25 protein-coding genes and 1 other RNA gene are annotated in these 25,724 nt (G+C 59.0%); 24 read left to right on the top strand and 2 right to left on the bottom strand.

What is annotated here, in order from left to right:
- Window positions 1–66 precede the first annotated feature (66 nt).
- From osmF to CLR77_RS15785, 6 genes are all read left to right on the top strand, one after another.
- Window positions 67–927, top strand: coding sequence for a glycine betaine ABC transporter substrate-binding protein OsmF (gene osmF / locus CLR77_RS15810; protein WP_097461909.1), 861 nt, complete (start codon window positions 67–69; stop codon window positions 925–927).
- 3 nt (window positions 928–930) lie between these two features.
- Entirely contained in the window at window positions 931–2,109 is a 1,179-nt protein-coding gene (locus tag CLR77_RS15805; protein WP_198962797.1) for an ABC transporter permease, read from the top strand.
- A complete protein-coding gene (locus CLR77_RS15800; RefSeq protein WP_097461651.1) occupies window positions 2,106–3,053 on the top strand; it encodes an ABC transporter ATP-binding protein in 948 nt (315 codons plus the stop codon). The genes CLR77_RS15805 and CLR77_RS15800 overlap by 4 nt, the downstream gene beginning before the upstream one ends.
- Window positions 3,053–3,802 (top strand): ABC transporter permease, encoded by a 750-nt coding sequence (locus CLR77_RS15795; protein ID WP_406564963.1) that lies wholly within the window; start codon window positions 3,053–3,055, stop codon window positions 3,800–3,802. The genes CLR77_RS15800 and CLR77_RS15795 overlap by 1 nt, the downstream gene beginning before the upstream one ends.
- A gap of 118 nt (window positions 3,803–3,920) precedes the next feature.
- Window positions 3,921–4,829 carry an SDR family oxidoreductase gene (locus tag CLR77_RS15790; RefSeq protein WP_097461649.1) on the top strand — a complete coding sequence of 303 codons (909 nt, stop codon included), beginning with the start codon at window positions 3,921–3,923 and terminating at the stop codon, window positions 4,827–4,829.
- Window positions 4,826–5,281 (top strand): hotdog fold thioesterase, encoded by a 456-nt coding sequence (locus tag CLR77_RS15785; protein WP_097461648.1) that lies wholly within the window; start codon window positions 4,826–4,828, stop codon window positions 5,279–5,281. Before CLR77_RS15790 ends, CLR77_RS15785 begins: the two co-directional genes overlap by 4 nt.
- Before the next feature lie 59 nt (window positions 5,282–5,340).
- Here the strand turns inward: CLR77_RS15785 and CLR77_RS15780 are convergent, their stop codons facing one another.
- On the bottom strand, window positions 5,341–5,913 hold the full coding sequence (locus tag CLR77_RS15780; protein ID WP_097461647.1) for a glutathione S-transferase family protein: 573 nt from the start codon (window positions 5,911–5,913) through the stop codon (window positions 5,341–5,343).
- 175 nt (window positions 5,914–6,088) lie between these two features.
- Here CLR77_RS15780 and CLR77_RS15775 point away from each other — a divergent pair, with 175 nt between their 5' ends.
- The 7 genes from CLR77_RS15775 (at window position 6,089) to CLR77_RS15745 (ending at window position 12,176) form a co-directional block, all read left to right on the top strand.
- Window positions 6,089–6,895 (top strand): SDR family NAD(P)-dependent oxidoreductase, encoded by an 807-nt coding sequence (locus CLR77_RS15775; protein WP_097461645.1) that lies wholly within the window; start codon window positions 6,089–6,091, stop codon window positions 6,893–6,895.
- A gap of 19 nt (window positions 6,896–6,914) precedes the next feature.
- On the top strand, window positions 6,915–8,147 hold the full coding sequence (locus CLR77_RS15770; RefSeq protein ID WP_097461644.1) for a methyltransferase: 1,233 nt from the start codon (window positions 6,915–6,917) through the stop codon (window positions 8,145–8,147).
- Between the two features lie 53 nt (window positions 8,148–8,200).
- Window positions 8,201–8,629 carry an ion channel gene (locus tag CLR77_RS15765; RefSeq protein WP_097461642.1) on the top strand — a complete coding sequence of 143 codons (429 nt, stop codon included), beginning with the start codon at window positions 8,201–8,203 and terminating at the stop codon, window positions 8,627–8,629.
- A 187-nt stretch (window positions 8,630–8,816) separates the two neighbouring features.
- Window positions 8,817–10,457, top strand: a complete 1,641-nt coding sequence (locus CLR77_RS15760; protein ID WP_097461640.1) for a serine/threonine-protein kinase — start codon at window positions 8,817–8,819, stop codon at window positions 10,455–10,457.
- A complete protein-coding gene (locus CLR77_RS15755) occupies window positions 10,451–11,251 on the top strand; it encodes a PP2C family protein-serine/threonine phosphatase (RefSeq protein ID WP_227519956.1) in 801 nt (266 codons plus the stop codon). Before CLR77_RS15760 ends, CLR77_RS15755 begins: the two co-directional genes overlap by 7 nt.
- A 6-nt stretch (window positions 11,252–11,257) precedes the next feature.
- Complete coding sequence (locus tag CLR77_RS15750; RefSeq protein WP_097461639.1) at window positions 11,258–11,611, top strand: FHA domain-containing protein; 354 nt, start codon at window positions 11,258–11,260, stop codon at window positions 11,609–11,611.
- Window positions 11,612–11,705: 94 nt separating this feature from the next.
- Complete coding sequence (locus tag CLR77_RS15745) at window positions 11,706–12,176, top strand: PaaI family thioesterase (protein ID WP_097461638.1); 471 nt, start codon at window positions 11,706–11,708, stop codon at window positions 12,174–12,176.
- 6 nt (window positions 12,177–12,182) lie between these two features.
- On the opposite strand, the gene CLR77_RS15740 is transcribed toward CLR77_RS15745, so the two are convergent.
- Entirely contained in the window at window positions 12,183–13,838 is a 1,656-nt protein-coding gene (locus CLR77_RS15740) for an FMN-binding glutamate synthase family protein (RefSeq protein ID WP_406564962.1), read from the bottom strand.
- Between the two features lie 353 nt (window positions 13,839–14,191).
- On the opposite strand from CLR77_RS15740, the gene CLR77_RS15735 reads away from it, so the two are divergent.
- From CLR77_RS15735 to CLR77_RS15685, 11 genes are all read left to right on the top strand, one after another.
- Window positions 14,192–16,681 carry an acyl-CoA dehydrogenase gene (locus CLR77_RS15735; protein ID WP_097461637.1) on the top strand — a complete coding sequence of 830 codons (2,490 nt, stop codon included), beginning with the start codon at window positions 14,192–14,194 and terminating at the stop codon, window positions 16,679–16,681.
- A 136-nt stretch (window positions 16,682–16,817) separates the two neighbouring features.
- Entirely contained in the window at window positions 16,818–17,492 is a 675-nt protein-coding gene (locus CLR77_RS15730) for a 2OG-Fe(II) oxygenase (protein ID WP_227519955.1), read from the top strand.
- A gap of 101 nt (window positions 17,493–17,593) precedes the next feature.
- An RNA gene (ffs, locus tag CLR77_RS15725) (signal recognition particle sRNA small type) lies at window positions 17,594–17,690 on the top strand.
- Window positions 17,691–17,965: 275 nt separating this feature from the next.
- Window positions 17,966–20,020, top strand: coding sequence for a DNA polymerase III subunit gamma/tau (gene dnaX, locus CLR77_RS15720; RefSeq protein WP_097461635.1), 2,055 nt, complete (start codon window positions 17,966–17,968; stop codon window positions 20,018–20,020).
- A gap of 10 nt (window positions 20,021–20,030) precedes the next feature.
- A complete protein-coding gene (locus CLR77_RS15715) occupies window positions 20,031–20,357 on the top strand; it encodes a YbaB/EbfC family nucleoid-associated protein (protein ID WP_097461634.1) in 327 nt (108 codons plus the stop codon).
- A 9-nt stretch (window positions 20,358–20,366) separates the two neighbouring features.
- Entirely contained in the window at window positions 20,367–20,969 is a 603-nt protein-coding gene (recR, locus tag CLR77_RS15710) for a recombination mediator RecR (RefSeq protein ID WP_097461633.1), read from the top strand.
- A gap of 15 nt (window positions 20,970–20,984) precedes the next feature.
- Complete coding sequence (locus CLR77_RS15705) at window positions 20,985–22,142, top strand: ribonuclease D (RefSeq protein WP_097461632.1); 1,158 nt, start codon at window positions 20,985–20,987, stop codon at window positions 22,140–22,142.
- Window positions 22,135–22,419: a YcgL domain-containing protein gene (locus tag CLR77_RS15700; RefSeq protein WP_097461631.1), complete on the top strand. Its 285-nt coding sequence runs from the start codon at window positions 22,135–22,137 to the stop codon at window positions 22,417–22,419. The genes CLR77_RS15705 and CLR77_RS15700 overlap by 8 nt, the downstream gene beginning before the upstream one ends.
- Window positions 22,416–22,862, top strand: coding sequence for a YcgN family cysteine cluster protein (locus tag CLR77_RS15695; RefSeq protein WP_097461630.1), 447 nt, complete (start codon window positions 22,416–22,418; stop codon window positions 22,860–22,862). Before CLR77_RS15700 ends, CLR77_RS15695 begins: the two co-directional genes overlap by 4 nt.
- Window positions 22,863–23,219, top strand: a complete 357-nt coding sequence (locus CLR77_RS15690) for a hypothetical protein (protein WP_097461629.1) — start codon at window positions 22,863–22,865, stop codon at window positions 23,217–23,219.
- Window positions 23,220–23,373: 154 nt separating this feature from the next.
- Window positions 23,374–25,719, top strand: a complete 2,346-nt coding sequence (locus CLR77_RS15685) for a VWA domain-containing protein (protein WP_097461628.1) — start codon at window positions 23,374–23,376, stop codon at window positions 25,717–25,719.
- The last annotated feature ends 5 nt before the right edge of the window (window positions 25,720–25,724 follow it).

Raw genomic sequence — 25,724 nt, 5'->3', positions numbered from 1 at the left:
GGAAGCGCCGTGTCCTGGTTAACACGCTGTCAAACCTTGGTCTTTTTTGCCCTGTTGCTGACAGGTATGAGCGCAGAGGCTGCCAACCCTGTCGTCGTGTCCTCCAAGATCGACACCGAGGGTTCCGTACTGGGCAACCTGATCCTGCTGCGTCTGCAGGACGCGGGTATTCCGGTGAAAAACCGGCTGCAACTGGGCGCCACCAGTATCGTACGCAAGGCGATTATTGCCGGTGAGATCGATATCTATCCGGAGTACACCGGTAACGGCGCCTTCTTCTTCGATAAGAAAGACAGCCCCGTCTGGAAAAATGCCAAACAGGGCTACGAGGCCGTTAAGAAGCTGGACTATGCCGCCCACAAAATCGTCTGGCTGACGCCGGCCCATGCCAATAACACCTGGGCTATGAGTGTTCGAGGGGATCTGGCGCGGGCGCACCATCTCAAGACCCTGGATGACCTGGCCAAGTACATCAATCAGGGCGGCGATTTCAAATTTGCGGCCAGCGCCGAGTTCGTGAATTCTCCCAGCGCCTTGCCGGCTTTTGAAAAAGCCTATGGGTTCAAGCTCAAACAGGACCAGTTGGTTATCCTTTCCGGTGGCAACACTGCTGCGACGATTCGTGCTGCCGCCTTGAAAACCAACGGCGTCAACGGCGCTATGACCTACGGCACTGATGGGGGCCTGAGTGCGCTGGATCTCCGGGTGATGAAGGATACCAAGGGGGTTCAGCCGGTTTACGAGCCGACGCCGATCATTCGGGAGGCGGTTCTCAAAGCGTATCCCCGCATTCCCACGTTGTTGGCACCGGTGTTCAAGTCTCTCAGCCTGCAAACGTTGCAGCGCTTGAATGCGGATGTTGCGGTCAAAGGTGAACCCGCCGAGCAGGTTGCCCGTAAATACCTGGATTCGTTGAAACGGAAGTAAAGTTTGCGCTTGAGAGGTTTTCATCGGGTCATTCCGGTCCTGGCGGGGCTGGCGCTTATCCTGGTTTGGGCGCTGGATTTTGCGGGTGTCCAGCCAAACAGGATTGTCCCGGCGACCGGTTTCCCGCTGCTCTCCGCCATAGGTGGAGGCCTGTCTGCCTTCTATCTGGTGGGATTGGCCCTGCTGATCATCCTGCCATCACTACCCTGGCGAATGCCGGTAGTGAAAACGATCAGAACGGTTATCGACGTGCTGGCCATCCTGCTGTTGGCCGGCCTTCCTCTGTCATTGGCGCACTTTTCACGCCTACACCTGTCGCCAGACCAGCCCTTTGCCAGAGTTGAGGTCGGTGCGGGCTTCTGGTGCCTGCTCTTTTTCCTGCTGCTGATCATGATCGAGGTACTGCGCGATAAGGGGACATGGCGCCGCCTGATGACCGCTGCAGTCGTGCTGGTGGTCTGGTTCTATGACGTGCGAACCGGGGCTTTAGACGCGCTGTCTCTGATTCGGGAGTACCATAACCGGTCCGATCAGTTCGCAACGGTGCTGGAGCAGCATCTGGCACTGTCCCTCGGTTCCGTGGGTGTCAGCCTGGTGGTCAGCTTTTTCCTTGCCGTGGCGATGACCCGAAGGCCTCGCTGGCAGCGTCCGGTATTTGCGCTGGTCAACTTTGTCCAGACGATTCCCAGTCTGGCACTGTTTGGTCTGTTGATTGCCCCCTTGAGTTACCTTTCAGCGCATTCCACCTTATTGCGGGACCTGGGGATTCGAGGCATCGGGTGGGCGCCGGCGGCCCTGGCGTTGGTGGCCTACAGCCTGTTGCCGATGGTACGTAATACGTTCGTGGCGTTAACGGAAATCCCTGCCGACCTTCTTGAAGCCGGGCGAGGCATGGGCATGAGCGAAAGCCAGCTGTTTCGCCAGATCAAGTGGCCGCTGGCGTTGCCGGTCATCATCGAAGGTGTGCGGGTAACGACGATTCAGGCCATCGGGCTAACGGCAGTGGCAGCACTGATCGGTGCCGGAGGACTGGGTACCTTCATCTTTCAGGGGTTGGGGCAGGCAGCGATGGATCTGGTCTTGCTTGGGGCCCTGCCGACCATCGGCCTGGCGTTGTTGGCCGATCTCCTGTTTTCATGGCTCGCCCGCCACTGGCGAGTGATTCCGGAGATAACCTCATGATCGAACTACAGGGCGTCACCAAGCGTTTCGGTGACCGTGTTGCCGTCGACAACCTGTCGCTGACGGTGGAATCCGGCGAGGTATGCGTGTTGGTGGGGTCGTCCGGTTGCGGCAAATCCACCACGCTACGGATGATCAACCGGCTGTTGCCTCACGATGCCGGTCGCATCCTGATCGACGGTCGGCAGATTGCCAGTTTCGATCCACAAACCCTGAGGCGGGGTATTGGATATGCGATTCAGGGGACTGGCCTGTTCCCCCATTGGACGGTTGCCCGCAACATCGGGCTGGTCCCTCGTTTGCTCGGTTGGTCCCCAGCCGACATAGAGGCGCGGGTCACCGAGCTGTTGAATCTGTTGGGGTTGCCGCCGGAAACCTTTGCCGGCAAATTCCCCCATGCGTTATCCGGCGGGCAGGCGCAGCGGGTGGGTGTGGCAAGAGCCTTAGCGGGTAACCCGAATATCCTGTTGATGGATGAGCCGTTCGGCGCACTGGACGCTATCACACGGGAAAATCTTCAGCAGGAAATGTTGAGGATTCAGGCGCAGCTACACAAAACCATTGTCTTCGTGACGCACGATATCGATGAGGCCCTACGCCTGGCATCGCGCATTGTGGTGATGCACGAGGGGAGAGTGATGCAGTATGACTCGCCGGATGTCCTTCTGAGGCGGCCGGCGAATGCCTTTGTGGAAAACCTGATCGGTAGCCAGGACCGGGGGCTGAAAGCCGCGGCTTTGCGGCAGGTGAGCGAGCTGCTGGACAGGGAGGCACCGACGGACGACCTGTCGGGCGAGGCTCCGGCGTTGTTGATGGAAGACACCTTGAGGCAGGCGTTGTCGTTGATGTTCCGCCACCATCGGGAGAGCTTGCGGGTGGTCGATGGGAATGGCGACTCTGTCGGGGTTATACGGCTCTCCCGACTAATGGCGGAAGGTTTCTGATGATGTGGCGGGCCTGGCTCCGGCCGTTGACCTGGTTGGCCGTGTTGCTGCTGGCGACCGTCGGTATGTCTTGGCTGGCCCCATTGTTTCACTGGTTGCAGCCGGATACACGCACGGTCGTCTACAATCGCCAGGATTTCCTGTACCTGCTGTGGCTGCATGTTGAACTGGTGTTTGCCTCGGGCCTGGCCGCTGCGCTGACGGCGATGATTGCAGGTATTCTGGTGACCCGTCCCGGAGGACGGGATTTCCTGCCTCTGGCGAGCCAGATAGCCTCTATTGGCCAGACGTTCCCGCCGGTGGCGGTGCTGGCGTTGTCCGTCCCTGCATTGGGTTTTGGTGCAGCGCCGACCTTGGTCGCCTTGGGGCTCTATGGTCTGTTACCGGTGCTGCGCAATACGCTGGTAGGGCTGGATGGTATCAGTCCGACGGTGCTCGAGGCGGCGAAGGGAATGGGGATGTCGCCGTGGCAGATCCTGTTTCGTATCGAGCTCCCCTTGGCCTCACGCGTGATACTGGCCGGCGTCAGGACATCCGTGACCATCAATATCGCGACGGCGGCGATCGGCTCCACCATCGGTGCGCGGACACTGGGTGATCCGATAATCGCGGGACTGATCAACGGCAATACTGCCTTCGTTTTGCAGGGGGCGATCCTGATCGGCCTGCTCGCTTTGACGACGGACAGCCTCTTTGAGGCGATCCAGCGGCGTTTGGATGTCCGTCGAGGTCAGTCTTCAGTGGTTTAGTGTTTCGCCATGCAAAATAATATTCCATTGAACTTGCGATTGGGCGGCTCTCATGCGAGATTTCCCCCCTGAGGTGGGCGCCTTGGTCCGTCCATTCGGCATGTAAATAGGGGGATGTATGCAGAACCTGGAGCAGCGCGTTGCGGTGATCACCGGTGCCGCCAGTGGTTTCGGTCGCGAGTTTGCGCGGCTGGGAGCGCGGGAGGGAATGAAGCTGGTGTTGGCGGATGTCCAGCAGGATGGACTGGATGCCATACGGGCGGAATTAGTGTCGTCGGGTGCGGAAGTCGAGACCTGCCTTTGTGACGTTCGCAAGGCTGAGCAGGTACAGGCGCTGGCAGATGCGGCGATGGCCCGTTTCGGGGCGGTGCATCTGGTATTCAATAATGCCGGTGTCGGTTCTGGCGGACTGGTTTGGGAGAACAGCGTCGCTGACTGGGAGTGGGTGCTCGGCGTCAACCTGTGGGGAGTGATCCACGGCGTCCGAACCTTCACGCCGTTGATGCTGAAGCTTGCCGCGCAGGACAGCGACTACGAGGGGCATATCGTCAATACAGCGTCGATGGCAGGCCTCTTGAATGCCCCGACGATGGGCGTCTATAACGTCTCCAAACATGCTGTCGTGTCATTGTCGGAGACGCTCTACCAGGATCTCGACCTGGTCGATGCGCCTATCGGGGCGTCGGTCCTGTGTCCCTATTTCGTACCGACAGGTATCAGCGAATCGCACCGGAATCGGCCGGACGAATTACGCAACGCAAGCCGGCCGACGGCCAGTCAGCAAGTGGCCCAGATGATGTCGCAGAAAGCGGTTTCATCGGGTAAGGTGTCCGCCGAGGCGGTCGCGGAGATGACGTTTGACGCTATCCGCCAAAACCGTTTTTATATCTACTCCCACCCCCAGGCGCTCGATAATGTCAGGACCCGCATGGAAGATGTGCTCGAAGGGCGCAATCCCAGCGATCCTTATGCCGCGGCGCCTCAGGTGAGAGAGCTTCTCCAGTCGAAACTGAAAGGTCATGCATGAACGCCCAGCCTCCTTTGAAAAAGCCTATCTGGACCACGACGCCGACACTCGAGGCGTTGGAGGCCAGTGGCCGTGACACCCTGGTCAGTTATGTCGGTATTGAATTCCTGGAAGTCGGCGACGATTTCCTGCGCGCAAGGATGCCGGTGGACAAGCGGACTATCCAGCCAGCAGGCATTCTGCATGGCGGTGCCTCAGTGGTATTGGCGGAAACCCTGGGCAGCATCGGTGCCAACCTGTGCCTGAGAGAGCCCGGCAAGGCGGGTGTGGGCCTGGACATCAACGCCAACCACATTCGTTCGGTGCGCGAGGGTTGGGTCTATGGAACGGCGCGGCCCCAGCATCTGGGCAGCAGCACCCAGGTGTGGGAAATCCGCATCGAGGATGAGCAGGGGCGCCTGGTGTGTATTTCCCGCCTGACAATGGCGATCATCAATCGCCCAGGGAGCTGATATACGCCCGTTGAGCGACGATGGTCCGGTGCCGATGCACTGACCATCGTCGTCGATCTCTACGTGTTACGAGGGTCGGTTTCTGCGATACCCGGTTGCTGACGGTTGCGGTCGCGGAACTCCGTTAACGCTTCCAGGCCCTTGAAGTCGTTCAGCTCCCGGAAGTCCAGCCAGTCAATCAGGCTATACAGACAGATCGATGGGTAGTTCCAGTGATCAAAGGCACCGGCTTTCACCTTGTCCGCCAATTCCTTCAGGCTCTTTTCCACCCGCTCCCGTTGAAGGTTGAACAGCATGCTGTCCTGCTGCGTGTCTATCCCGGACCGTTGTGCCTGGAACAGGACGACATAGGCGTCGTTGGCAGCATCGATCACCGTTAACAGGTTTTCTTCGTCCCAGCTCAATGCGGGCTGTTGGAACTTCTGGCCCAGATAGCGGGAGATTACCCGCGAATCGAACAATGTCAGATCGCCATCCTGCAGCACCGGAATGCGTAACGCCGGATTGTGGCTGCGCAGCACATCGCGATCTTCGGCATAGATGGCTAGGTCGACGAATTCATAGGGCCGACCGGCCAACAGCAGGCGGGTGCGGCGAACGTAGGGAGAGGTCGTTGAACCCAGTAGTTTCATGGTGTACTCCAAGGAATCCAATCACAGGGTCGGGCCATTCTTTCAGGTATTGCAACAACTGAACAGAGGGACGGTGGGAATCGTCTGTGGGATCGTTGTCCTGATCGGCCCGTTGTCTTACTCGGCCGCGTAGCCTAGCATCTACTGCTTTCCTACAGAGGATGCCCCGGTGAAGATGAGATTTGAAAAGCGGACTGTGATCGTTACCGGAGCGTCCTCGGGCGTGGGCGAAGCCTGCGCGCGGTTGTTTGCGGCGGAGGGAGCCCGTGTCGTGCTGGCCGCCCGGTCCGGCGATACGTTGGAGCGTATGGCCGATGAACTCGGCAATGGTGCGCTGGCGGTTGCCGTCGATCTCAGTCGTCGCGAGGACTGTGAGCGCCTGATCGACACCACGCTGGAGGTCTGCGGCGGGATCGATATTCTGGTCAACAACGCGGGGTTCAATAGCCGGGGCCCCGTGGAGCAGGTCAGTCTGGATGCCATGGAGCAGGTCCTTAACGTCAACCTGGTCGCTCCTCTGAGATTGATCAAGCTGGCTCTGCCGCATTTGAAAAAGGCGCCTAAGGGGGCCGTCGTCAATGTCGCATCCCTCGCGGGCCGTGTACCACTGGATGACGAAGCGACCTACTCGGCAACGAAGTTTGGCTTGCGGGCCTTTAGCTTCGCGCTGGCAGAAGAGTTGCGGGGGACGTCCGTCAGCGTATCTGTCGTGTCGCCGGGGCCGATCTCCACGGGTTTTATTCTTTCCGACATCGATGAAGTGCCCGATCTGGTCTTTTCCCAGCCGATGAGTTCTGCCGAGGAGGTTGCCCGTTTGGTTCTGGACTGTGCCAGAGACGGGCGGCGCGAACAGGCCCTGCCGGTGTTTTCCGGCATATTGGCCAATGTTGCCTACCTGGCGCCGGGTGTTCGCCAGTTTCTGAAGCCCATGCTGGAAGCAAAGGGGCGACGAGCCAAGGCTCGTTTCCGCGACCAGTCCTGAGGCGATTCTACGAAGATCAATGCCGATGGATCATGCGCACCGCTTATGTCGATTGGGCGGCTTTCTCGCCGAGCACCGGGCATTCTGGCAGCCATCCGCCTTTGTCGATCCGGAGCTCGACTGGCAGCGGACTCAGCCAGCCCTATGGCACTATCTGCAGTCGCTTACGGATGCTGACGTGGCGTCGCTGGAAGCCGATCCTGAGCTGCTGGCGACACAGCTTTCTCCCTGGATAGACGGCTTGGATAGCGCCTTGGCGTGGATCTCGGTGCCTCGTCTTGATAGCGCCCAAGGGCAGACCGATACTTCGCATCACGATCGTTTGAGTACTGGCGTGCCGGGTCGGAAGTGGCAGCAGATACGGAGCTTCGCGGCGCGGGTACCGAGCACACCGCAGGATATCCATAAAGCGCCGCTTCTCGAGTGGTGTGCGGGCAAGGGCCATCTTGGTCGCTGGCTGGCGGCTATCCGGGACCAAAAGGTTGTCGGCCTGGAGTGGGATAAGGCTTTGTGCGAGGCGGGGAATCAACTGTCCGTCCAGCACCGCATGGCATGCCATTTGGCGTTTCAGGATGTTTTGGCGCCCGAAGCCGCTGACTGGATCGCCCGCAGCGGGCAGGTTGTGGCTCTGCATGCCTGTGGCGAGTTGCACGAACGCCTGTTGGTCTTGGCGTGCAGCCAAGGCACTCCGTCACTGAGCCTGTCTCCCTGTTGTTATCACCGTCGCTCCGGGGACCTTTATCGTCCGTATTCCATCGTTGGCCGGGAGCGGGATTTAGGGCTGACCCGGCGCGAACTGCGTCTGTGCGTGCAGGAGACGGTGACGGCTGGACGGCGTGTCCGTCGTCTTCGGGATATCGAGGTGGCCTGGCGTCTGGGATTCGACGCGTTGCAGCGGGAGCTGCGGGAACAGGACGAGTACCTGCCGCTGCCTTCGCTCCCGAAGGTGCTGCTATCCGGCGCATTCGACACCTTTTGCCATTGGGCGGCGCAGTGCAAGGGGTTGGGTCTGTCGCAGCAGCTCGACCTGTCGGGCTATGAAGCCCGGGGATGGCAACGTTTGCAGGCGCTGCGGCGCCAGGAGCTTGTTGCGCACCTGTTTCGCCGGTTCATTGAGCTGTGGGTGGTGTTGGATCGGGTCTGCTATCTTCAGGAAGCGGGCTATCAGGTGGAGCTGGGGACCTTTTGCGATCGACTGCTGACCCCGCGCAATTTGATGATCAACGCTCGCCTTGGCTCCGGTCGCCGTTAATCTCCCGAACCGAAGCCCTATGACGTTGCGTTGGCAGCTTAAGCGATCCGATTATGATTGAGATTATTGTCATCAACAGTGTCCTGGTGGCCACGGCGGTCATGATCCACTATGAAGTACTCAAGTGGCTGACGGTCCTCTTGCCGCGTTTTCCGGTCCAGCATCGAGTGCGCGTCCTGCTTGGCGTTTTTGGCTGTCTGTTTGCCCATGTGGCAGAGGTCTGGCTGTTCGCCGCAGGCTATTTCGCGCTGATTCACTATGTCCACCTGGGTACGCTCTCGGGGAACTTCAATAACAGCTTGCTGGACTGCAGCTACTTTTCCTTTACAACCTATACATCACTTGGCCTTGGCGATGTCGAGCCGTTCGGCCATATCCGTTTTCTCGCCGGACTGGAGTCTCTCACGGGTTTGGTGTTGATCACCTGGAGCGCCTCCTTCATGTATCTGGAGATGCAGCGATTTTGGCGGCGGACCGATTGAGGTCCGATTCGCCAACGGGTTCTCATTACAACAACTACTTACACAACGACATGGTTTCGAACTGTTACAGGGCGTTTTGCGTTTCTAGACTATCCTAAGGGATTAACGTCTTACGGGTGCCTTTGTGGCGGCAGCCCGGTTAAATGCTGTTGTCGAATTTTTAGGAGTATTCGACATCGAAACGCTCATGTCGCGCCTGTTCAGTTTGAGAACGCTGGTCGTCGGACTAGCGGTGCTGGTTCTTGTCTTTGGCGAGGACTTTTCCTGGCTTTCGTCGCTGGACCGGCTGCTGTTCGTGCTGGCGCAAAGCCTGTTACACCCTGCGTCGGCCCATCTCCGTCCGCTGCTTCCCCTGCCATCTGAAAGCGCGTTGCCATCCCTGCTTGCGCACGCCGGGATGGACAATCCAATCTGGGCCGCGCCCGTTGAACGCGGTCTGCTGATTGCGGTCACACTGTTGTTGGTGGGGATACTGCCGCGTCTACGGACTGGAACCGGCCTATTGCTAAGCCTTCTGTTTGCCGTGGGTATGGTGTTGGCTCAAGTGGCTTTGCAGCTTTACGGGCGTCATTGGGTGCCGCTTGGGGAGGTGACGACGTTTCTGGCCGCTGGGCTGATCGTCATGTTGTTCTGGCTGCATCCGCATCGGCAAATCGACGAACTTCGGGTATCTCTGCAGGACACTCGGGTCAGGCTGGGAAAGGTGTTGCTCCAGCAGGGGCAATTGGAAGAAACGCTGGCAGCGGTCGACGCTTGCGCGCCGACAGCAGATGCACTGGCCCTTAAATACGATGTTGCCATTCGTCAGGAAAAACGCAGGGATTATGAGAGTGCCATTCGGGTTTACCGGGAAATCGTTGCCGTGCGCAAACAGTACAAGGATGTCGCTGAACGCCTGGAGGCGCTTCAACAGGTAGACGCCGGAAGTGGGGGCGGGGCCCTGGATGGGACCAGAACCCTGGTCCTGTCGGAAACCGCCGTCAGCAAACCGACGCTTGGCCGCTACGAAATCCAGCGGGAGCTTGGTCGCGGGGCTATGGGCGTGGTCTATCTCGGGCGGGACCCCCATATCGCGCGCTCGGTGGCCATCAAGACCCTCAATTACGACCAGTTTGACCCCGGCCAGTTGAAGGATCTCAAGTCCCGCTTCTTCCGCGAGGCGGAGGCGGCGGGGCGCCTGAGTCATGCCAATATTATTACGGTCTACGATGTTGGCGAAGAGCGGGACCTGGCGTTCATTGCCATGGATTTTGCTGAGGGGCGGCCGCTAAGTGCATTCGCCAAGACAAAATCCCTTCTGCCGGTTGCGACCGTCTACGACATTGTGGCGCGTATTGCCGATGCGTTGGCTTATGCGCACGAACAGAAGGTCATTCACCGGGACATCAAACCGGCCAATATCATCTACGACCCCCAAACCGGCGCGTTAAAGGTCACTGATTTCGGCATTGCCAAGTTGTCGGACGACTCTCGTACCAAGACCGGGAGTGTCCTCGGCAGTCCGCTTTACATGTCACCGGAACAGCTCAAAGGCCAGAAAGTCAGCGGCGCCTCCGACCTCTACAGCCTGGGGGTGACGTTTTTCAAACTGCTGACGGCTGAAACACCCTATCACGCGGATACGCTGGCAAATCTCACTTATCAGATCCTGAACAAGCGACCAAGAAGTGTTCGTGAATTCCGCCCGGATCTCCCAGCCAGCGCCGTGCGCATTATCAATAAGGCGATTCAAAAGGACCCCGCCAAGCGATTTGCGTCGGCGGAGGAAATGGCGGACGCGGTGCGTAAGGCACTTAGCCGTGAATTCGGCAGGGAGGTCTCATGCTGAAGGTCCAGGCTGCTGGCGCGACGGATGCTGGGAATCGACGCCGCTATAACGAGGATGCCATTGACTGGTGGGTTGCTGACGACAAAGGCTCGGCCTTGGCTGTGCTGGCTGATGGGATGGGAGGATATGAAGGTGGTGAGGTCGCAAGCCACCTGGCAGTGGAAGCCTGTATGGCCGTGTTGGGGCAGTTGAAGGGCGCTAACGATCATTCGCCAGCGGTCATCGAGGCAACGCTGAGTGACGCGATAGCGCATGCTAACCGTCGTATCCGCGATGCCCGCCGGCTTGATGGAGATCGGTCGCGGATGGGGACCACGCTGGTCCTCGCCTGGATTCAGGGAGAGGAGGCCTACATCGCGCACGTCGGTGATTCCCGTTGTTATCGGCTGTCGGGAGGACGGGTGGAACAGCTCACGCGGGACGATACGGTTGTGCAGAAAATGCTCGACGATGGTTCTATCCGGTCGGAGGACGTATCGCAGGTTCCATTCCGGAATATCCTGACCAAGGCGGTGGGCGCCGAGTCGGCGGTGACGCCGACGCTGCGGCGACTCCCGGTGATGGCGGGTGACCGCCTGTTGCTTTGCTCGGACGGTCTTCCCGGCGCCTTGTCGCCGACGGAGTGGCACGGGGTGACGGGGGGTAAGGCTTCCCTGGCAACTCAGGCAAGGAATCTGATTGCGGCCAGCCTCGCACAGGAGGCAAACGATAATGTGTCTGTAATTTTACTGGGTTTCGATTCACCAGAGGCGCAAGGTCAGCCTCATCAGCCATCGGAAAATTCGGAGAGGTAGGCGGTTATGGCAGTATTGGCGCAGTTGATGGATGGTGTTGTCGTCAAAACGTTCGAGTTGGAGGGGGCATCGATCACCATTGGCCGCCATCCCGAGAATGATATCCGTATCGATGAAATTGCTGTCAGCGGAAACCATGCCCGCATCGATATCGAAGAGAACCAGTATTTGGATGGCGTAAAGGACTATTACATTGTGGATGCGGCCAGCACCAACGGTACCTTTGTCAACGATACCCGGGTGACCGGTCGTCAGCGATTGAATAACGAGGACGTGATTCGTGTCGGCTGGAATACCTTTAAATTTATCGATGAAGATGAAACTCCGCTGGAGACGACTGCCTACATTCTGGAAGAATAGGGGGCTAGCGTTTTTTCCGGACGATTTGTAGGGGCTTTTGCCCCTGCAGTGAATCGTCTGGCTGACGATGACCCCAAATGGAGTTCCAACCTCTATGACCAACAAAGCCTTCCAGGATTGTTACCCGGACCAACTCAGCCATTGTTATGGCTGCGGACGCCTCAATCAGCACGGTTTACAGTTGAAAAGCTACTGGGATGGAGATGAAACCGTTGCCACGGTGACGCCTGCCGAGTTTCATATTGCGATCCCCGGTTATGTCTATGGTGGCTTGATTGCATCCATCGTCGATTGCCACAGCACCGGCAGTGCTGCGGCAGCGGCCTACCGCCGGGAAGGTCGGGAAATGGGCACAGAACCCCCTCTGCGGTTCGTGACCGGCTCGCTTCATGTGGATTACCTGAAACCCACCCCGCTGGGCGTGCCATTGGAAGTACGTGGGACCATCGAGGAGGTGACCGACCGTAAGGTCGTCGTCAACACGACGGTTTCCGCCAACGGGGTGGTCTGCGCCACTGGCCGGGTCGTGGCCGTGCGGATGCCTGCCACGATGGTCACCGATTAGGCCTTATCAGCCGACTGCGATGATCCGGTGGTGAGCGGGGCCGGGGGAGTGCTTCGGCGTGAAGGTCTCGGCGCTGGCCGCCGCCCACCACGCCGCATAGGGTGTGCTTTCCGGCGCTTCAAGCAGAACATTGGGTTCCAGGAATTCCTGGATGCTATCCATGGTCGCGATGGAGTTGGGTGTCACCCGGTGGTAGAGGTGGTGGGGGGTAAATTGACTGGGATGATCGAGCCCCGCGGCGGCGACCAGTTCAGCCAGCCTCTTCAACGTATTGCGGTGGAAGTTCGCAACACGCAGAGCCTTGTCTTCGACGATCAGCCCTCGCTGGCGGCCAGGATCTTGAGTGGCAACGCCGGTCGGGCACTTATCGGTGTGGCAGCGCTTGGACATGACGCAGCCGATGGAGAACATAAAGGCGCGTGCCGCGTTGCACCAGTCGGCCCCGAGCGCGAGGTTGCTGGCGATGGAGAAGGCACTGAAAACCTTGCCGGATGCGGCCAGCCTGATATCCGGGCGTAGGCCGCTCCCTACCAGTGCGTTGCGCACGAAGACCAGTCCCTCGCGCAGCGGCATGCCCATGTGGTCTGAAAACTCTTCCGGCGCGGCTCCTGTGCCGCCTTCGGCGCCGTCGACCACCATGTAGTCGAGTCGGATGCCCGTCTTCAGCATTGCTTTGCAGATGGCGAAGACCTCCCAGGGTTGGCCTACGCAGAATTTGATGCCCACGGGCTTTCCTCCCGAAAGCTCGCGCAACCTTGCGGCGAACTCAAGCATTTCTATCGGGGTATTGAAGGCTCGATGATAAGCGGGAGACACACACTCGGTCCCGGCTTTGACTTGCCGCGCCTCGGCGATTTCAGCGGTCACTTTGGGGCCGGGTAGAACACCGCCATGGCCTGGCTTCGCGCCCTGGCTGAGCTTGATTTCAATCATCTTGACCTGCTCGGAGACCGCGTGCTCGGCGAACAGTTCCTCGCTGAAATTGCCGTCCTTGTCGCGACAGCCAAAATAGCCGCTTCCTATTTCCCACACCAGATCGCCGCCGTGCTGACGGTGATAGCGGCTGATGCCGCCTTCTCCGGTGTCGTGGTAGAAATTGCCCAGGCGCGCGCCTTTATTCAGGGCCTGGATGGCGCGTCCGCTCAGGGCTCCGAAGCTCATGGCAGAAATGTTCAGAATGGAGGCAACATAGGGCTTCGCGCATTGAGGGCCACCGATATCGATCCGGATGTCGGCATCGCCCAGCGGTTTGGGGGCAAAAGAATGGGCAAGTAACTCGTATTCTTCCCCATAAACATCCAGCGAAGTCCCCAGCGGTTGGGCGTCGACGGTATCTTTCGCACGCTCATAGACCAGGGAGCGCTGATGCCGGTTGTAGGGGCGGCCGCTCAGGTCGTCCTCAACGATATATTGCCTCAGGAAGGGGCGCAGATCCTCGAACAGCCAGCGGAAGTGGGCAACGATGGGATAGTTTCTCATCAGGGTGTGACGAGTCTGGAAATAGTCCCAGAGGCCGAGCAGGGAAAGGGGAACGAGCAGTATCAGTAGCCACCCTCCGTCCCATCCAGGGCTCCTCAGCTCACCGATGAGAAGGGTCAGGGTCAGTAGGAGGGTTAGGGTAAGAACGCCGTAGCGGGACGCGAAGTTGAGCAGTGGACGCACTAGAGGCCTCCTGAGCCGGGTTTAAAGGGGGGAACCGGAGCCCGATTTGCCGTTACCAAGCGCCAGTTGCCCCTGGATAGCTCTCGGCAAAGGCGGGTCGGTGGCCGAGAAGAACCACTATACACAGGTAATTCGGTGCTGATCTAACAGGGACTTGATGTGAATCCCGTTGCGCCGCTGGGGCGTGGCTTAACATGACCTCTCGACAGGGAGCGGTTGAAAATCCTTTCCCACTCATAGATGGTAGAAAAGACTGTCATTTTAGGGAGGCGGACTGACGGGAATATTCTGATTCTATACGGCTTTGTGGATGGTGGCCGCGCGTTGAAATCCTGGACAAGGGGAGGTCCTGCATGAGTGTACTTTTCTGGTTGATCAGCTTATTGGTGTTGATATACCTGGGTGTTGGGGAGGTCGTCCTGGTCGTTCTTGTCGGGCTGGCGACGCTGGCAGGTATGTACCTGGACGGCTGGGGTATGATCAGCGTGATCCTCGGCGCGGTGCTGTATGGCGGTAGTGCCGTGGTGATCGTACCTTCGGCCTGGCGCCGGAAATCGTTGAGCGCGCCGATACTGGATTGGATCAAGGGCAAGCTGCCCAAACTGTCCGATACTGAGGCTGAAGCCCTGAAGTCCGGCGATGTCGACTGGGATGGCGAGCTGTTTTCCGGCAAGCCGAATTGGAACCGCCTGCTCGAGTATGCCCATCCCCATTTTTCCCCAGAGGAGCAGGCGTTCCTCGATGGCCCGGTCGAAAAACTGTGCGGCATGCTGAACGACTGGGAAATCACCCATGAACTCTACGATCTGCCCGAGTCGGTCTGGACCTATATCCGGGAAAGTGGCTTCTTTGGACTGGTGATCCCCAAGGCATTTGGCGGCATGGGCTTCTCGGCCACAGCGCACTCCGAAATCGTCATGAAGGTCTCCTCTCGCAGCGTTTCTGCCGCCGTCACCGTGATGGTGCCCAATTCACTGGGGCCGGGCGAACTGCTGCTGCATTACGGGACGGATGAGCAGAAGAAATACTATCTGCCGAGACTGGCGCAAGGTGTGGAGGTTCCCTGTTTCGCCCTGACGTCACCGGTAGCCGGCTCGGATGCCGGCGCCATTCCCGATAGAGGGGTGGTGAGCCGGGGGATCTGGAAAGGGGAGGAGGTGCTGGGTCTCAAGGTGACCTGGAACAAGCGTTACATCACGCTATCGCCGGTGGCCACGCTGATCGGGCTTGCGATCAAGGTGTATGACCCTGACGGCCTGCTGGGTGATGAGGAAGACCTGGGTGTCACCTGTGTGCTGATTCCCCATGACACCGAAGGTGTGGTGCAGGGCGCGCGCCATTTGCCCATGAATACGGTTTTCATGAACGGTCCCATTTGGGGGCAGGACGTTTTCATCCCTCTCGATCAGGTGATCGGCGGACAGAAGATGATCGGCAAAGGCTGGACGATGCTTCTCGAAAGCCTTTCCGTCGGGCGCTCCATTTCCCTCCCGGCGCTGGGTACCGGAGCCGGCAAGATGTCGAGCCTGACGACCGGGGCCTACGCAGCGGTTCGCGAGCAGTTCGGTCGTTCTGTCAGCCAGTTCGAGGGGGTCCAGGAGGCCATGGAACCAATTGCCGGCTACACCTACCTGATGGATGCCGCGCGAATCTTTACGGCAGGAATGCAGGACCGGGGCGTCAGGCCGGCGATACCCTCCGCAGTTCTTAAGTATCGCAACACCGAATTGATGCGGACGGTGGTCAACCATGCCATGGATGTCATCGCCGGGCGAGGCGTGATCAGCGGGCCGCGTAACTTCCTGTCCTCCGTCTACCAGGCCATTCCTATCGGCATCACGGTGGAGGGTGCGAACATTCTGACACGCAGCCTGATGATCTTCGGCCAGGGTGCCATTCGCTGTCATCCGTTTATCGTCGATGAAATCGAAGCGGCCAATATGGATGATCGCGAGGCGGCATTGAGAAAATTCGACGGCGTCTTCTTCAAGCACATGCGCCATAGCACCCGCAATACCCTGCGGGCTTTCCTGTTGGGGCTCAGTCACGGCTTGCTGGAGCCGGTGCCGGGGAAAGGTGGGTTGCAGAAATACTATCGTCAGCTCTCCCGCTTTTCGGCAGCATTTGCGATTCTGACGGATATCAGCCTGGTAACGCTGGGAGGTGGACTGAAGGCCCGGGAACGACTGTCGGGGCGGATGGCCGACTGCCTTATTCATCTCTATTACGCGTCGGCTGCGATCAAGCAGTGGCATGAAGAGGGCTATTCGGAGGATATGCGGCCCGTCGTCGAATGGGGCTTGCAGACATCCTTGCACGATCTGCAGCAGCAGATGCGGCGGTTGATCGAAAATTATCCGGTCAAGGCGCTTCGTCGCCCCCTGAAGTGGCTGGTCTTTCCGTTGGGCTTGCGGATGCGGTTGCCGGATGACGCCCTGGGGCGCCAAGTGGCGCTGTCGATTGTCCAGGATGGCCAGGTGCGTGACCGCCTGGTGCGCGGTGTCTATATCACGGAAGATCCATCGGACGCGGTCGGTCGGGTTCTTCATGCCTACCGTATGGCGCAGGATACCAAACGGATTCGGGATAAATTGCACGATGCCATTCGCAAGACCGATCCCGATGAGTTGCAGGACCTGGAAATGCTGCTGGGTCATCAGCGCAAGGAGTTGGTGGATTGGGCTGTCGAACGAGACATCGTCGCTGAGTCTGATCGGGAAACGCTGGTTGAAGCCCTGGATGCCATGTATGACGTGATTCGTGTGGATGCGTTCGATGGGAAGGACATCGAAGCGCTGGCTGACGCGAGCAAAGGCAAGTTGAAGGAAATTGCGCGCCCTTGATGCGGGGGCGCCGGCTCGACGTAGGCTTGTAGTGTCTTCCATCGAAAAAATTACTGATGATCAGTAATTTATATCGATAGAGCAGGTGTTGGGCGTGCCCTAAGATGGGGCCGGTACCCCTCTGAGTGCCTGCCCCATGTTACCGGCTGTAGATCCTGTTTCACCGTTATCTGATGTCTCGTCGTCGCTTTTTGAGATGTCGACCCTGGCGACTATCGCTGAAGGCCTCTCGAGCCAGGGTTGGTGCTGTGTCGATCAGCCATTTGCTGCCGGTGCAGACCCGGTACCGGAGTTGCGGGCAGAACTGTTGACGTACCAGCGCCAGGATGCGTTGGTTATGGCCGCGGTTGGACGCGGCGATGAGCGGATCTCCGATCGTTCCATTCGCGGTGACCGTATCCGTTGGCTGGACGGTTCAAGTGCGATTCAGGCGTCCCTCTTTCGCGGGTTGGACGAACTACAACGGTTCCTGAACAGGGCCTTGTTTCTTGGCCTCAGGGCGTATGAAGCACACTTCGCCCTTTATCGTCCGGGGGATTTTTACCGGCGCCACGTCGACAGTTTCCGCGGCCGGGCGTCGCGCATCGTCAGTGTCGTCCTTTATCTCAATGACGAATGGGGGCCGGAGGATGGTGGGGCATTGCGCCTCTATGATCCGAACGAGAACTCGCGCATCCTGGCGACCCTGTTGCCGCAGGGCAGTCGGTTGATGTGTTTCCTTAGCGAAGATATTCCTCACGAAGTTCTCCCGGCGACGCAGACACGTTACAGTATCGCTTGCTGGTTTCGGCGGGATTTGCCGGCTGCTTGAGCCGGGCATCACAGATCCGTTGATGTCCCCCCGGCATGCTGTTATTATGCGCGCCGCAGTGAAGACTGCCCGGGACATTAGCCCGGCTGTTATGGTGGCTCCATTGGTGCCTCCGCAACGATAAACCGTGAACCCGGTCAGGCCCGGAAGGGAGCAGCCGCAGCGGTGGACTCGGGTGCCGGAGTGTTGCTGGTGGGGCCACCTCCATTTCTGGTAGGTGATTTTCCGCAAAACCATAGCTTCATCGCTGCTTCATTCTGGATGTGCCGGCGCTGCTTCGACACGCTTCCGTTACACGACCCGCTCCTCTATCTCAGTGTATTTTGGCCGCCAGGCCAGGGCATCCTGTCGTGTGAGCCTGTGTCGTGTGAACCGGCTGCGTGAAGAAGCCGTAAGCCCAGCGTCTGTGTCCTTCTCCGATGGCGGGGAGCGTGCTAAGGTTACGCCGATCAGAATCCTACGGGCGAGGATGGATGACATACCAGGTTTTGGCGCGCAAATGGCGGCCGCGTACGTTTCAGGAATTGGTGGGGCAGGAGCATGTGCTGAAGGCTCTGGTGCACGCGCTCGAACAGCAGCGTTTGCATCATGCTTATCTGTTCACCGGAACACGCGGTGTCGGCAAGACCACAATCGGGCGCATCCTGGCCCGCTGCCTCAACTGTGAGGAAGGCATCAGTGCCACACCCTGCGGCGTCTGCGACACCTGTCGTGAAGTACTTGAAGGCCGTTTCGTCGACCTGATCGAAATCGATGCCGCCTCGCGTACGAAAGTCGAGGATATGCGGGAGCTGCTCGAAAACGTGCAGTACGCGCCGACGCGGGGACGCTTCAAGATCTACCTGATCGACGAAGTGCACATGCTTTCCAATTCCAGTTTCAACGCCTTGTTGAAGACACTGGAAGAGCCGCCCGATCACGTCAAATTCCTGTTTGCGACCACCGATCCCCAGAAATTGCCGGTGACGATTCTGTCACGTTGTCTCCAGTTCAACCTGAAGCGGATGACGCCGGAACGTATTGTTCACCACCTTCAGTCGATTCTTTCTGAGGAAAAGATTCCCAGCGAGGATGACGCACTCTGGCTGCTGGCCCGTGCGGCGGACGGTAGTATGCGCGACGCTCTGAGCCTGACCGATCAGGCAATTGCCTACGGCGACCAGAAGTTGGTGGCGCAGGAGGTGGGCGCCATGTTGGGTACGGTCGACCAGACCCGGATCTATGCCCTGGCTCATGCCCTGGCGGATGGCGACGGTACAGCGGTGCTGGCGGAAGTGGAGCATATGTCGGCGTTTTCACCCGACTTTGCGGCCGTGCTCGGAGAAATGTTGTCGCTATTCCACCGCGTATCCCTGGAACAGGCGGTACCGGGCAGCGGCAACAAGGGCTTTGGCGATATGGCTGAAGTTCAGGCGCTGGCCAAACGGCTCAGCGCCGAAGACGCGCAACTGTTTTACCAGACGGCATTGATGGGGCGTCGTGATCTCGACGTGACCCCTGATGCCCGTATGGGCTTTGAAATGACCTTGTTGCGCATGTTGGCCTTTAGGCCTGGCTCGGCGCCGAGCTCCCCGCCCGCCGGTGGCGAACGTGAACGCGCCAAATCCTCCGGCGACGGCGCTCCTTCAGCAGCCGGCGAGACCGTCACGGCAGAGGGCGAGCCTGTCGCACAGGCGAAGCCGCCCGAACCGGCTAGCCACGCGAAACCCGCTCCGCAACAGCCTGAAGCACCGAAGCAACCTGAGTCGCCAGCACCGATGGCACCTGAGCCCTTGGCGGTCGAGTCGGACATGCCGCGTTCGCATTTGGACGAGCCGGTGCCGCTGGATATCTATGATGACGCCCCGGTAGATAAGGCGTATGAAGCGTCGCTCGCGGCCGACGACGAGTATCTTTCCCAAGGCGAGCCGGTCGCTGGCCATGGCAGTGATGCCGGTCCCAACGACGAAGGTGACGGTGTTGCTGCCCGGGATCCGGTCGTCTCTCGGCCGATAACGTCGCCTGAGGCCCCTCCGGTCGCTCGTGCCGTGGAAATTTCCCGGCCGGTGTCTCTACCGGATGAAGGGGCAGCAAAGACTGTAGAGCCGAAACGTCCCTTGCCGGCCGAGGCTCCGACGGGCGAGTTTCTTTGGGTGCGCGACTTTGGCTCCCTGGGATTGAATGGGATGACTCGTACGCTGGCGGCAAATGCGGCACTGGCGTTGGATTTAGAACGGGGAGAAGCCACCCTGACCCTGGATGAAGGCCATTTTCGGTTATTGGGCGCGCGGCATCAGGAGCGGATTCTCGATGCGCTGCGGAGCCGATTTGAAAGTGTGGGCAAGGTGAATCTGGTTCAGGCTGATCCCGGTGACCAGACGCCGGCGCGTTGGGCGGCGCAGCAGGAGGCCGATGCGTTGGCCCTGGCGGTGGAAACCATTCATGCCGACCCGAATGTTCAGGCCATTGTGAATCAATTTAATGGCCATATAGTGGAAGAGAGTATTCAAGCGGTGCGAACGACCGAGGTGTCGGCACCCAACCAGTGAGGTGAGGTCGATGATGAAAGGCGGTATGGCCGAGCTGATGAAGCAGGCACAGAAGCTCCAGGAAGAAATGCAGAAGGCGCAGGAAGAGTTGGCGCGCGCTGAGGTCACCGGGGAATCTGGCGCGGGTTTGGTCAAAGTGGTGATGACCGGTCGTCACGATGTGAAGGCGGTATCCATCGATCCGTCGCTGATGAGCGAGGAGCGGGAAGTGCTGGAAGACCTGATCGCAGCAGCGGTAAACGACGCTGTGCGCCGGGTTGAGGAAAACCAGCAGGAGCGGATGTCCGGCATGGGTTCCAAGATGGGTGTGCCGCCCGGCTTCAAGATGCCTTTCTGAGGAATTTGCATGGCATTCAGCCCTCTCCTTGATGAGTTGGTGGAGGCGCTTCGTTGTCTGCCGGGTGTCGGGCAGAAGAGTGCGCAGCGAATGGCTTTTCACTTGCTTGAGCGCGGTCGTGCCGGAGGCGTTCGCCTTTCGGATGTAATGCAGCGGGCCATGCGCGATATTCGCCGTTGTGAGCAGTGCCAGAATTTCTCTGAAGAGCCTGTTTGCCCACTTTGCACGAATCCACGCCGGCAAAACGGCGTACTTTGTGTTGTCGAGTCGCCCTCGGATGTCCTCGCGATAGAGCAGGCAGGGGATTATAACGGCGGCTACTTCGTGCTGATGGGACACCTTTCACCGATAGACGGTATCGGTCCTCGTGAAATCGGTGTCGATACCCTGTTGCGTCGCGTGCATGACGAGCAGGTCCAGGAACTGATTCTTGCTACCAATCCGACCATTGAAGGCGAAGCGACGGCACATTACATTGCCGATCGCCTGCAAGGGGCGGGTGTTCTTATCACCCGGCTGGCTCAGGGTATCCCCGTGGGAGGGGAACTGGGTTACGTCGATGGGTCGACACTGACGCATGCGTTTCGCGGGCGGAAACCGTTGGCCGAATGATGGATAAAGCGGCCAATGATGTCTGACAGACCAGAGCAAACGACCGGTGCCTCTGACGTGAACTGGCTTAGAGATGCCGAGGCGTTGGATGCGGTCCTTGCTGCGCTGCCGGAAGGTGTCGCACTTGGGCTCGACACGGAGTTCGAACGGGTATCGACCTATTATCCAAAACCCGGGCTGGTACAGATGTCTACGCCGGACGACGCCTGGCTGGTGGAACCGGCCGCTGCCGAAGGCAGTCGCCTGTTCAAACCGGTGCTTGAAGACCCCTTTCGCATAAAACTGCTCTATGCCATGGGCGAAGACCTGGAACTTTTGCGAGTCTGGCTGGGCATCGAAATGCAGGGCATGCTCGACCTTCAGATCGGCGCCGCTTTGGCTGGATGGGGTTATCAGGTCGGCTATGCCAAGCAGGTCGAGTCGGTACTTGGTGTCAGCCTGGATAAAGGGGAAACGCGCTCAGACTGGTTACGTCGCCCCTTGAGTGCGGCGCAGGAACGATACGCACTGGACGATGTCCGTTACCTTGAAGTGCTTTTCGTTAAGGTTCGCGAGGTGTTGGAATCGCGGGGACTATTTGGTGCGCTGCAGGACGAGTCCCGTCGCATGGCGGACGACCTGCTGGCGCAAAGCGAACCTGAGGTTTACTACCTTCGGCTGCGGGGCGGGTGGCGGCTCAATCCTCAGCAACAGGGTGTTTTACGGGCCTTGAGCCTATGGCGGGAGAGGCAATGCCGAGAGCGGGATCGCCCGCGAAATCGGGTTGTGAGTGACAAGGCCCTGCTCGCCATCGCCGACAGCATGCCAAAGACCACCGGCCAGTTGAAGGGGCTGGAGGATGTTACGCCCGTCGTTATCCGCAAGTTTGGAGACACCCTGGTGGATCTGGTTCGCGAAGGTGGAGGAGAGACGCTAACCCGGGAACAGCGGATTCCGACGCCATTGTCGCGCCTCGAGCAGGATTCCTACCGGGCATTGCGGACTCTGATGCAGCAGGTGGCCGAGCAGCAGCAGGTCCCTGTGGAGTTATTGGCGCCACGCAAGCGTCTTGAGGAGTGGTTGCGGTTGAAGCGGCAGTCGCCGACGGTTCCTGATGCCATCTTCGAGGGCTGGCGGGGACAGCTGACAGAAGCCTACAGGCCGGAATTGAGAGCTATTTTTGAGCATGAGTGACAAACGCCTGGTTTCCATTTACAAAAGCCGTCGCCGTGAGGAAATGTACCTTTACGTCGATCGCAAGGCGGGGCTGGAGAAGGTCCCCGAGTCCCTGTTGCAGGTGTTCGGCAAGCCCGAGCACGTGATGCACCTGATGCTTGGCGCCGAACGTCGTTTGGCGCGGGCAGACGCGGCAGAGGTTCTACAAGCCATTGCGTCGCAGGGTTTTTATTTGCAGATGCCGCCGAGTCAGGACGATGTCGCCGTTGTTGATTATCGAAAGGAAAGTCCGTGATTGCGGAAATTCCTTTCTGGCAGCGTAAGCGGTTGGACGAGATGACCGCGAGGGAGTGGGAGTCGCTGTGCGATGGCTGCGGGCGCTGCTGTCTGCAGAAGTTGGAGGATGAGGACACCGGGGAGCTTTTCTACACGGATGTGGCCTGCCGCCACCTCGATGTGCAGAGCTGCCGCTGTACCGTCTATCAGGGCGGCCGTAATAAGGTGGAGAATTGCGTCCATCTGACAGCGGGCGACCTGGATGTTTTCGAATGGCTGCCGTCGAGCTGTGCCTATTACCGGCTAAACGCGGGGCTGCCGTTACCCGACTGGCATCCCTTGCTGACGGGCGATCCCGCGTCGGTACATGCCGCGGATATTTCTGTTCGGGGGAAGGTGGTCTCGGAGGATGAAGTCCCCGAGGATCGCTGGGAAGAACATATTATCTATTGGGTGAATTGAATGACTTTGAGTGTGCTGTTTAACACCTACGTCCTGGCCTGGTTGATTTATCTGGGGTGCGCCTGTGGTTTGCAGTGGGTGTTTGCGCGACTGTCAGGGCGGTTGGTGAAGCACTACGGATTTCGCCAGCTTTTGCGTGCGATAGTTGCGGTTATTCTTTTCACCCCGGTGTACTCCCGGCTCGCCGATAATTGGCTGGTCCCTGCGTGGCTCTATGGCGGCTACGAAACCATTCTCGGTCAGGGGCTGGACTCCGCCCGGGCTTTCACCGGCATGGCCTTCGCCGGCTGTCTTATGCTGATCATGTGGGGGCTGGATCTGTTGCGCGTTCGTCGCTTCGGCGGCGAAGGAAGCTGAAAATCTGTCTCAAAAGACTGGCCTTAGGCCCTGTTCTGTTTGTTCATTTCCTACTTAGGCTGCTATATATAGGCTTGAGAAGAGTGGCGTAACGAGCGTTAGACCTGCCAGCGGCAGCGTTGTACCGCGTTAGCCCTCTCCAGGAAGCGCGTCGGTGGCTAGGCTTGCCGGCGTCGATGTCCGCAACCTGATGATGCGACCTATGTCCAAGCGTTTCTTACCCCTGTTTATCCTTCTTTTCCTGAGTCCGTTCAGCGTTGCGCAAACGCCGGCGCCGACCGCCGCCAAAGATATCGATGTGCGGTTGGTCATCGACATCTCCGGCAGTATGAAGCAGAACGATCCGCACAACCTGCGACGACCGGCTGTACGTATGGTGACGCAGTTGCTGCCGGAAGGCAGTGAAGGGGGGGTCTGGACCTTTGGTCAATACACCAACATGCTGGTGAAGCATGGCAAGGTGGATGCCGCTTGGCGGAAAAATGCGCTCGCCAAGGCCGGCAAGATCAATTCCGTGGGCCTGTATACCGACATCGGTAAGGCCCTGACGGTTGCCAGCGACGATTTCTTCAAGGGGCGTCGCTTTGACCATACCCACTTTATTCTCCTGACCGATGGCATGGTGGATGTGCCGGGTAATGCCGAAGTGGATGCCAAGGCGCGACATGAGGTCCTGACCCGGGTGTTGCAACGGATCAAAAGCCACGGCGCCCACATCGATACCATCGCCTTATCTCCCAATGCAGATCGTTCACTACTGAAGCGCCTGGCGGTGGATACCGGTGGCACCTTCACCATCGCAGAAAGCGCAGATGCCCTGTCTCGCGCCTTCCTCAGGGCCTTCGATCAGGCAGCACCGAGCGAACAGGTGCCCATCAAGGACAACGGCTTTCATGTCGATGCCAAGGTTCGTGAGTTTACCGCGCTGATTTTTCACAAGCCGGGCAGCAAAGCGACGCGCTTGAAAATGCCTGATGGCCACTGGCTGACGGCTGAAGCCCATCCCGCCTCGGTGCACTGGCTGGCTGAAAATCGCTATGACCTGGTCACGGTCGAGAAACCCCTGGCTGGCGACTGGAATATTGACGCCGAACTGGAACCGGACAGCCGTGTCACCATTGTCAGTGATCTGCGAATGGCGGTAACGCAGTTGCCGGCCAATTTCTATGCGGGGGATCGTCTGGACCTGGATGTCGGTTTCTATGACGACTCATCCAAGCTGACCAATGCCGACTTCCTGAAGCTGATTACAGTGACCCTGTCCCTGACCACCCAGGATGGCCGAGTGGGTTCCAAAGTGTTGTCGGATGCGGGCGAAGTGCCGGCGGATGGGGTCTATCGCGATAGCATCAGCAAGCTGACGGAGCCCGGGGTCTACCAGTTCCGGGTCCTGGCCGATGGTAAGACCTTCCAGCGGGAGAATACTCAGACCATTACCCTGAGGGCACCCGTTAACGTCGAAGTGCATGGTTCGGGTGAGGGCGCCAAGAGTCGCTATGACATCGTGGTGACGCCTCAAAACCCCGCACTTGACGTCAGCAAGACGGTCGTCGCCATGAAGATTTCAGGGCCTGACGGAAAGGACCGTATCGTCAACCTGAACTTTGACAAGGCCAGCGGTCAATGGCATGACTCCCTTGCAGCGGAAGAGGGACCGGGGACTTACCACGTGGGCCTTCGGGTAAAAGGGTATACCTCGAACGGCCATGAGTTTCTCTTCGCTCCCGACTCGTTAACGGCGGAATTCCCGCGCAAGGGCACGAGTGGTGCCGAGTATCAAAGCCTCAACCCTCCGGTGCCGGAGACGCCGGCAACGCCTCCTGAGGCTCCCAAGGAAACCGTTGCGCCTCATGTAGCAAAACCTGAGGCGAAGCCCGCGCCTCAACCCAATATTGCGCCGGATCTGGCGTCGAAGGTCGAAAAACCTGCGCCGATAAAGACCGTGGAAAAGCCCGCTGCCCCGCCCAAAAAGAGCCTCTGGTCACGTGTAAAGCCGTTCCTGGCTGTTGGTGTCGGCGCGGTTGTAGTCGTTGGTGTACTGGTGGCAGGCTGGTTGTTCTGGCGGCGTCGGAAAAAGTTGAGGGCCGAATCCCTGGTAGACGATCTGGACTCACCTGACGAGTCTGATGAGGCGGCTTTTCCCGTTGTTGACGCTGAGCCGGAACCTGAGCCAGAGCCAGAGCCAGAGCCAGAGCCAGAAACCCAGGAGAGCGAGCCCGAACCCGAGCCCGAAGAACCCGACGATGCTATGGCGAATATCGAGGATATCCTGGCGGAGGACGCGGGTGCGGAGGATATACCCGTTGTGGGCTCGTCTGAACCGGAAGTCGAGCCTGATGATGCAGAGAAACTCGCTGAACAGATCATGGCGGAAAATGCGTCGGCCGACGAAGAGTACAGCCTCGAGGATTTCGACATTTCGGATATCGACGACCTGCCCGATGACGGCAGCGGCGAAGAGGATTCAAAAGAGGACAGGAAACCGTCTGATAAGGCATAGGCACG

This window comes from Mangrovitalea sediminis (assembly GCF_002514725.1).
GTDB classification, from domain to species: Bacteria; Pseudomonadota; Gammaproteobacteria; order Pseudomonadales; family Oleiphilaceae; genus Mangrovitalea; species Mangrovitalea sediminis.
The sequence above is the reverse complement of the archived record's forward strand: the minus strand, read 5'-3'. Positions and strand labels throughout refer to the sequence as shown.

Coding starts and splice junctions, on each gene's coding strand:
- osmF (WP_097461909.1), top strand. CDS start 67: ATGAGCGCAGAGGCTGCCAACCCTGTCGTCGTGTCCTCCAAGATCGAC.
- CLR77_RS15800 (WP_097461651.1), top strand. CDS start 2,106: ATGATCGAACTACAGGGCGTCACCAAGCGTTTCGGTGACCGTGTTGCC.
- CLR77_RS15795 (WP_406564963.1), top strand. CDS start 3,053: ATGATGTGGCGGGCCTGGCTCCGGCCGTTGACCTGGTTGGCCGTGTTG.
- CLR77_RS15790 (WP_097461649.1), top strand. CDS start 3,921: ATGCAGAACCTGGAGCAGCGCGTTGCGGTGATCACCGGTGCCGCCAGT.
- CLR77_RS15785 (WP_097461648.1), top strand. CDS start 4,826: ATGAACGCCCAGCCTCCTTTGAAAAAGCCTATCTGGACCACGACGCCG.
- CLR77_RS15780 (WP_097461647.1), bottom strand. CDS start 5,913: ATGAAACTACTGGGTTCAACGACCTCTCCCTACGTTCGCCGCACCCGC.
- CLR77_RS15775 (WP_097461645.1), top strand. CDS start 6,089: ATGAGATTTGAAAAGCGGACTGTGATCGTTACCGGAGCGTCCTCGGGC.
- CLR77_RS15770 (WP_097461644.1), top strand. CDS start 6,915: ATGCCGATGGATCATGCGCACCGCTTATGTCGATTGGGCGGCTTTCTC.
- CLR77_RS15765 (WP_097461642.1), top strand. CDS start 8,201: ATGATTGAGATTATTGTCATCAACAGTGTCCTGGTGGCCACGGCGGTC.
- CLR77_RS15760 (WP_097461640.1), top strand. CDS start 8,817: ATGTCGCGCCTGTTCAGTTTGAGAACGCTGGTCGTCGGACTAGCGGTG.
- CLR77_RS15755 (WP_227519956.1), top strand. CDS start 10,451: ATGCTGAAGGTCCAGGCTGCTGGCGCGACGGATGCTGGGAATCGACGC.
- CLR77_RS15750 (WP_097461639.1), top strand. CDS start 11,258: ATGGCAGTATTGGCGCAGTTGATGGATGGTGTTGTCGTCAAAACGTTC.
- CLR77_RS15745 (WP_097461638.1), top strand. CDS start 11,706: ATGACCAACAAAGCCTTCCAGGATTGTTACCCGGACCAACTCAGCCAT.
- CLR77_RS15735 (WP_097461637.1), top strand. CDS start 14,192: ATGAGTGTACTTTTCTGGTTGATCAGCTTATTGGTGTTGATATACCTG.
- CLR77_RS15730 (WP_227519955.1), top strand. CDS start 16,818: ATGTTACCGGCTGTAGATCCTGTTTCACCGTTATCTGATGTCTCGTCG.
- dnaX (WP_097461635.1), top strand. CDS start 17,966: ATGACATACCAGGTTTTGGCGCGCAAATGGCGGCCGCGTACGTTTCAG.
- CLR77_RS15715 (WP_097461634.1), top strand. CDS start 20,031: ATGATGAAAGGCGGTATGGCCGAGCTGATGAAGCAGGCACAGAAGCTC.
- recR (WP_097461633.1), top strand. CDS start 20,367: ATGGCATTCAGCCCTCTCCTTGATGAGTTGGTGGAGGCGCTTCGTTGT.
- CLR77_RS15705 (WP_097461632.1), top strand. CDS start 20,985: ATGATGTCTGACAGACCAGAGCAAACGACCGGTGCCTCTGACGTGAAC.
- CLR77_RS15700 (WP_097461631.1), top strand. CDS start 22,135: ATGAGTGACAAACGCCTGGTTTCCATTTACAAAAGCCGTCGCCGTGAG.
- CLR77_RS15690 (WP_097461629.1), top strand. CDS start 22,863: ATGACTTTGAGTGTGCTGTTTAACACCTACGTCCTGGCCTGGTTGATT.